Raw genomic sequence first — 7,420 nt, forward strand, 5'->3', positions numbered from 1 at the left:
AAAGACCTGATAAGCCTATGTCATCGAGTCTTTTAGCGTCATCCGGCGCCATTGCGTTTACAAACTGCCCGCCGGGCGGCTGGTTTTACCCGCTGACGTTAACGTTCTCCCCGTTTGTTTACCGCCGAGGCTCTCCAGACGCATCTGGAACGGCGGGAACGGCATATCAATACCGTGCTCGCGGAAGCCCGCCAGAATCAATTGGTGGATCTCATGGCGTAATGGCATACGGTGTCCCATTTCCGCGGCATAGATACGCAGTTCGAAAATTTGAATACCCTGCTGGAGATCCACCAGAAAGATTTCAGGCGGCGGGTTGTCCAGCACCAAAGAACAGCGCTGCGCCGCCGTCAGCAGAATTTGCGTCACCTCTTCGCTATTGGCATCCGCTGGCGCCGGGATGGTTAACACCACGCGCGTAACGGAGTCAGACAGCGACCAGTTGATAAACTGTTCGGTGATAAAGGCTTTATTCGGCACGATAATCTCTTTACGATCCCAGTCGCTGATGGTGGTGGCGCGGGTATTGATTTTGGTCACGCTGCCGGTGAGATCGCGAATGGTCACCGTATCGCCGATACGAATCGGCTTTTCAAACAAAATAATCAGGCCGGAGATAAAGTTAGCGAAAATTTCTTGCAGGCCAAAACCAAGCCCGACGCCGAGCGCGGCCACCAGCCATTGTAGCTTCGACCACTCAATGCCGATCATCGAGAAACCGACCAGCCCGCCAATCAGCATTAACAGATATTTGGTGATGGTCGTGATGGCGTAACCGGTACCAGGCGTTAAATCGAGATGCTGTAATAACGCCAGTTCCAGCAGCGCAGGCAGATTACGCACCAACTGCGTGGTGATGATAAAGACCAGAATCGCAATGAGCACCGCCCCGAGGGTAATCGGCTCCAGGCTTTCCACGCCTTGCACCGTAGAGGTGACATCCCACAGCGAAATATTCTCCAGGAAGCCGAATGCCGAGTGGATTTCCGACCACAGTACAATTACCGATAGCAGGGCGATAAGCATCAGAATTGAGCGGACCAGACGCAGCGACTGGGCGCTAATAGCGTCAAGATCGATTTCACTTTCATCGATGTCGACCGCGCCTTCCAGGCTGGAGGAGTGCGCCGGTTCTTCTTCGCCGCGCGCGCGCTGCGCCAGCATTTCCGCCCGACGATGTTTGGCGCGGTCAAAAGCCAGTCGGCGTCGTTGGATCAGCATCCAGCGGCGAATGACGTGATAGATGACCAGCAACAGGAACCAGATGGCGACCGAGGTTTCCAGTCTCGCCAGTAGCGCCTGCGCCGTGGCCAGATAACCCACCGCCGCCGCCAGAATCGCGATAAGCGGCGCGCCCATCAGCATATTCCACAGCAGGCTGTTGACCATGTTGTCGCCGTTGCCTTCTTTATCAAGATAGAGCGGGATGCCCGCTTTTTTCAGACTCAGCGTGACCAGCGCCAGCGCGCCGCATATCAGGATGAAGCAAAGGCGGCCCAACGAGCCGGAAAACTCCCGATCGTTAAGATTATCAAACATGATCACTGCCATAATGAGCGGCACGATCAGCCCAATGCTCATCAGGTAGTAGCGCATCGCTTTCGCTACCCGGTTTCGCGGCCAGCCGAAATGCGCCACAAACAGGCCATTAGGGCGGGCAAAAGCGGCGCAAATCATGACTACCCACAACAGCGGTACTGTCGCCGTCACGCCATCGCCGATGGCGACGGCCAGCGGATACGGCCAGGCTTCCTGCAGACCATAGCCGAGCGTCGCCCACAAGACCGGCAGCGGCGAGGCGACCAGAATCGACCAGAACACCGTTCGCAGCGTCAGCGAGAAGTGATCCTGAGTGACTTTCCCGACGCGCGAGGCCGAGCGCTCAAGGAACCGGTTGAAGTGTTGACGTGAATAGAGGCTAAACCCGACCAGCGCCAGCGCGCCGAATAACGGCAGTAGCGTCTCTTTGCTGGTCAGCATCATGATGCTGGCTTTACCTAACTGATTAAACGTATCTAATGAGATAAGCCGGCGTAAATCCTGAACCAAATCAACAGGCCAGGAGAGCGATAGCGGGCTAACGTCAGCGGTCCAGAACAGATAACGGTGGGTCGCTTCATTAACCTCTTTAAGCGCATCCTCCAGTTGGCTGTTGGAGACTTTCAGTTTGGTCAGCTCCAGGATCAGCGTATCGCCGCCCTGTAACAACGAGTTGAGCAGCTCGCGCTGAGTGCGAAGCTGGGCGTCAAGAATCTGGTTTTGCTCGGCGGTCAGCGGCTGTCCATTGGCCTGACGTATTTGCCGTAGCTGCGGCTGCTTATTGAGTAACTCTTCATAGCGCATACGGTGGACGCGTAGCTGCGCCATTTCCGTATCAAGCTGCTGTGGCTTAGGCATCTCTGGCAGACGGGCGACCTGCGCGCGCAGCGCTTCGCCAAGCATGTTGGACACGCCAAGCCATTGCGACTGCTCCCGCAGCGTATTGAGCGCCTGGCGCACCTGTAACGTTTGGCTGGTGGCCTGTCGCTGCTGCGAGGCGACCAGATCCATCCGCTGCGCTTGTTGATTGAGCGCCTGTGACAGCTCGCGGTTGACTTTAAATTGTTCGACGATGCCTTCCGGCAAACCGGCGCTGTTTTCCGCCAGCAGCTCAGTGCTTTCCAGCGCGCGTTCCGCTTCACGTTGGCGCAGGCTATTGAGCTGATTGCGCAGCGCCTGAAGATACGCATCCAATTGCTGACTCTGTTTTTCCGCCAGCTCGGAACGCAGACGAGCCAGTTCCTGCCGGTTGTTGGCGGACAGTTGCGCCAACTCCAGTTCGTCGACTAACGCTTTTAGTTTGGCGGACTCCGCCTGCATACTGAGACTTTGCGCCTGGCTAAGCGCGGCACTTCCGCCTGCGGCACCGAGTCGTCGCTCAATCTCATTAAGCTGGCGGCGGGCGTCGTTTTGCTGTTGGGGAAGCTGGCTGAGCGAGTCGGCGATCTCCCTGACGCGCTCCTGCTCCTGTTGCGCCTCGCGGGTTTTATCCAGTAGCTGGCTGCTAACCTGCAAGATCTCCTGATTTAACGCTTCGGTGGACATCTCTGGCGGTACGCTGCGAGGTTCATCGCGCAGATTATTCAACTGGGCGCGCAAGGTGGCGGATAGCTTAGGGAAATTATCAATAACGTGTTGATATTGTTTCGCGCGCTCAAGCGAGCCTTTTCGCTCTTCAAGCGCGTTTAACGCAGTCTGGAGCGCCTCAACGGCTTCCGGCTGAGCGGGCTTCGCCGCTTTTGCCTGCTCCAGTTCCTGCGTGATTTGTTTGGCGTCGGGGGCCGTTGCGGCGAACGCCCCCGTGCTGAGGCACCAGGCCATCAGAAAAGCGATAATCAGGCGCACGTCAGCATTCTCTCTTGATTAGGTGTCGTCTTTTTTATTGTCAACCAGCGGGCTGGCGTCGTGTTCAGCTTTAATTTCTTCTGCCGGCAGCGGAGCAGGTTCTACCTCCGGCGCGACGAATGTTTCGGTCGACGTCGCCAGCGGTTGGCCAATTTTGGTAACGGACAGGCTTGCCAGCGACTCGATCAGATTCACTTTCCCCGGCGCAAATAAGTTGATGACCGTGGAACCCAGTTTAAAGCGTCCCATCTCCTGGCCTTTCAACAAGGCGACAGACCCTTCATGTTCGCCTTCTGGCCAGGTCCAGCGCTTGATGATGCCTTCGCGCGGAGGGGTAATGGTCCCCGCCCAGACGGTTTCGATACTGCCGACAATAGTTGCGCCGACCAGAATCTGCGCCATAGGGCCGAACTCGGTATCAAACAGGCAGATAACGCGCTCGTTGCGGGCAAACAGGTTGGGGACGTTTTGCGCGGTCAGATGGTTAACGGAGAACAGATCGCCCGGTACGTAGATCATTTCACGCAGGATGCCGTTGCATGGCATGTGCACGCGATGGTAGTCGCGAGGGGAGAGGTAAGTGGTCACAAACGTGCCGTTGCGGAACTTATCCGCCATCAGGTAGTTACCCGCCAGCAACGCCTCAAGGCTGTAATTATGGCCTTTGGCCTGCAAAATTTTATCTTCTTCGATACGACCCAACTGGCTTATCACGCCGTCAGCAGGCATCACCAGGATGTTAGGATCGGTATTGAGCGGACGCACGTCATCACGCAGCGGACGAACAAAGAAATCATTGAACGTACGATAGCTGGCGGTATCCGGTTTTTGCGCCTCGGTCATATCGACTTTGTAATACTTTACGAAGAGATCGATAACCAGTTTTGTCAGCCATCCTGCTCGTTTGCTTGCGCCCCAGCCCGCCAGGCGAGTGAGCCATAGTTTCGGCAGAATGTATTGTAGCGAAAGTTTAAATGAGTTTAACAAGGTAGCCTCCAGGCCATTGTTGTTCCTGAACCGGCAGTTATACCGGTATCCTGAAAAAAGTGGACGATTCTAACGACGCCTAGCGTATCTGTCAGTCGTCCGTATCAGAAAAGTTTTTACGCGTTTTTACCTGCGCCATACTTTCAAGAATTCGGTGATAATTTTCGAAACGGGTTTCCGCAATAGCGCCGTTCTCTACCGCTTCGCGAATGGCGCAGCCTGGATCGGCGTCATGCTTGCAGTCCCGGTATTTGCAATGTCCCAAATAGTCATGAAATTCGACAAAGCCCTGGGTGATTTGTTCCGGCTCCAGATGCCATAAGCCGAACTCGCGCACGCCGGGGGAATCAATGACATCGCCGCCATGCGGGAAATGATACAGACGAGCAGCGGTAGTGGTATGTTGACCCAGACCGGAGACATTCGACACATCGTTCGTCAGAATCTCGTTCTGTAAGCCGAGTAGAGCGTTTAGCAGACTGGATTTTCCGACGCCGGACTGCCCGGCAAAAATACTGATACGACCGGTTAACGCCTCTTCCAGCGGTTTCAGACCATCCTGCGTATGGCTGGAGACCATCAGCACGCGATAGCCGATATTGCGGTAGATATCCATCTGCTCATTAACGAAGTCCATACCTTCGTCGTCCAGCAGATCAATTTTATTGAGTACGATAAGCGGCTCAACCTGTAGGGTTTCACAGCCGACCAGATAGCGATCGATGATATTCAGCGACAGCTCCGGCAAAATCGCGGAGACGATAACGATTTGGTCAATGTTGGCGGCAATAGGCTTCACGCCGTCGTAGAAGTCCGGGCGCGTCAATACCGAGGTGCGCTCATGCACCGCTTCAACGATGCCTTTTACGTTGACGCCCTCTGCGGCGGCTTTGCCCGGACGCCAGACGACGCGATCGCCCGTCACCAGCGAACGGATAGTGCGGCGGATATTGCAGCGGTGAACCTCGCCGTCAGCAGACTCCACATCGGCATGCATACCAAAACGGCTAATGACGATACCTTCTGCAGGCTCGCCAAACAGGTTGTCATCGTAGTCGGCTTTCTCCACGGACGTTTTTAAACGACGCTGGTGATTGGCGTTCACACGGCGCTGCTGGCCTTTGGAGAGTTTATTTTTGCTCAATCGTACTGGCTCCTGGTCGCCCATAGTGGGCAAAACATCTATGATACACGCAATTGTAGATGAATATAGTCACAGTGAATGTGACCTCTGAAGGGTGGAAAATAGCATGAGTGCCGATGAAAACAACCTGATTTGGATCGATCTGGAGATGACAGGTCTGGACCCCGAGCGCGATCGCATTATTGAGATAGCCACGCTGGTGACGGATGCCAGCCTGAACATTCTGGCGGAAGGGCCGACGATTGCGGTACATCAATCCGATGCGCAACTGGCGTTAATGGATGACTGGAACGTGCGCACCCATACCGGTAGCGGTCTGGTGGATCGCGTTAAGGCAAGTACGATGGGCGAACGAGACGCTGAACTGGCGACGATTGAATTTCTGAAAACGTGGGTGCCTGCGGGTAAGTCGCCGATTTGCGGTAACAGCATCGGTCAGGATCGTCGTTTTCTGTTTAAATATATGCCGGAACTGGAGGCCTACTTCCACTATCGCTATCTGGATGTCAGTACGCTCAAGGAACTGGCGCGCCGCTGGAAGCCGGAGATTCTGGCCGGCTTTACCAAGCAGGGCACGCACCAGGCGATGGATGATATTCGCGAGTCGGTGGCGGAGCTGGCTTACTACCGCGAGCATTTCATTAAGCTGTGAGGCTTAACATGCCGGATGGCAACGCCACAGCGTCTCATCCGGCAGCTCTCCCGCCACTGAATTACTGCGTAAACCATTTCTCCTGCATCTGCGCATATTCCGGCGACGCTTTCACCTTGTCGAGCGCGGCATTAATTTCTTGCAATAGCGCGTCGTTGCCTTTGCGTACCGCAATGCCTAACCCTTTTCCGTAGTAGTCAGGATCGCTGGCGCGTTCATCCATGATGGCGTAATCCGGATTGTTTTTTAGCCACTTACCAATCGCGGCGACATCGCCAAACACGCCCTCAAGACGGTTGTTTTTCAGATCGGTAAAGGCGTTTAGATAGCTGTCATAGGCGACAGGCGTGATGGCTTGTTGTTTATCCTGCAAATAGCGCTGATGCGTTGTACCGTTTTCCAGACCGACTTTTTTGCCTTTCAGATCGGCAAAAGTGTGATAAGCCCCTTTACGCGTGACGACTACCGCCGATAGACCTTCGTAATAGGGTTGGCTAAAGGAGACCTGCTGTTCACGTTTGGGCGTCATATCCATACCGGCGATCACCGCATCAAACTTTTTGAAGCGTAGGCCGGGGATCAGACTATCAAAGCTCTGGTTAGTGAATGAGCACTCCGCTTGCATCTCTTTGCAGACCGCGTTGGCGACATCAATATCGAAACCAACAATTTTATTATCGGCATCGACAAACTCATAGGGCGCATAAGTGGCGGAGGTGCCAAAATGTAATGTTCTGGCGGAAACGGAAGCGGCGTGAACGGAGAGGCTGGCTAACAGCATGACAATAAGTTTTTTTTTCATCTTGATCCCTGATATCAATTGGATGTTGTGGTCACCGTGCTATTCTTTTTTTGGCGCAGGGTGCTATTCTGATTCTGTGCCTTTAGGCGTGGCGTGAAAAGTTTTTTGTTGCATAGCGCACGCTTTGCTCGTTTTTTGTCTTGTTTGGTGATTTAATCAGCATTCAAACAAAAATCGCGAAAAAATGCGTTCAGGGGCTTGCAGCTAAATGGATTTCTCGTATAATGCGCCTCCCGTAACGACGCAGAAATGCGAATTACGACAGCAACAAATTTGCGGGAATAGCTCAGTTGGTAGAGCACGACCTTGCCAAGGTCGGGGTCGCGAGTTCGAGTCTCGTTTCCCGCTCCAAAATTTGAAAGTACTTGTTAAGTACAGACCACCAATCGCAGGATTTCGAATTGCGACAAGGCGGCAACTGAATGAGTCCTCAGGAGCTTACTGAAGTAAG

General features: G+C 54.2%; 5 protein-coding genes and 1 tRNA gene. 2 read left to right on the top strand and 4 right to left on the bottom strand.

Annotated elements, in window-relative coordinates:
* Positions 1-57: 57 nt before the first annotated feature.
* The 3 genes from mscM to rsgA all read right to left on the bottom strand — a co-directional run bounded on the left by mscM (position 58) and on the right by rsgA (position 5,515).
* On the bottom strand, positions 58-3,384 hold the full coding sequence (gene mscM, locus NA986_RS21740) for a miniconductance mechanosensitive channel MscM (RefSeq protein ID WP_001236755.1): 3,327 nt from the start codon (positions 3,382-3,384) through the stop codon (positions 58-60).
* 18 nt (positions 3,385-3,402) lie between these two features.
* Entirely contained in the window at positions 3,403-4,371 is a 969-nt protein-coding gene (asd, locus tag NA986_RS21745) for an archaetidylserine decarboxylase (protein WP_000934951.1), read from the bottom strand.
* Positions 4,372-4,462: 91 nt separating this feature from the next.
* A complete protein-coding gene (rsgA, locus tag NA986_RS21750; RefSeq protein ID WP_000041988.1) occupies positions 4,463-5,515 on the bottom strand; it encodes a small ribosomal subunit biogenesis GTPase RsgA in 1,053 nt (350 codons plus the stop codon).
* Positions 5,516-5,621: 106 nt separating this feature from the next.
* On the opposite strand from rsgA, the gene orn reads away from it, so the two are divergent.
* A complete protein-coding gene (orn, locus tag NA986_RS21755; RefSeq protein WP_001271546.1) occupies positions 5,622-6,167 on the top strand; it encodes an oligoribonuclease in 546 nt (181 codons plus the stop codon).
* Between the two features lie 61 nt (positions 6,168-6,228).
* Here the strand turns inward: orn and NA986_RS21760 are convergent, their stop codons facing one another.
* Positions 6,229-6,969 (bottom strand): arginine ABC transporter substrate-binding protein, encoded by a 741-nt coding sequence (locus tag NA986_RS21760; RefSeq protein WP_000727892.1) that lies wholly within the window; start codon positions 6,967-6,969, stop codon positions 6,229-6,231.
* 275 nt (positions 6,970-7,244) lie between these two features.
* Between NA986_RS21760 and NA986_RS21765 the strand changes: the two genes are divergently transcribed.
* Positions 7,245-7,320: transfer RNA gene (locus NA986_RS21765), tRNA-Gly, on the top strand.
* Positions 7,321-7,420 lie beyond the last annotated feature (100 nt).

This window comes from Salmonella sp. NW177, assembly GCF_051811585.1.
Taxonomy (GTDB): domain Bacteria; phylum Pseudomonadota; class Gammaproteobacteria; order Enterobacterales; family Enterobacteriaceae; genus Salmonella; species Salmonella enterica.

Excerpts from the sequence above, each read along its gene's own strand:
- orn (WP_001271546.1), top strand. The coding sequence starts at position 5,622 with ATGAGTGCCGATGAAAACAACCTGATTTGGATCGATCTGGAGATGACA.
- NA986_RS21760 (WP_000727892.1), bottom strand. The coding sequence starts at position 6,969 with ATGAAAAAAAAACTTATTGTCATGCTGTTAGCCAGCCTCTCCGTTCAC.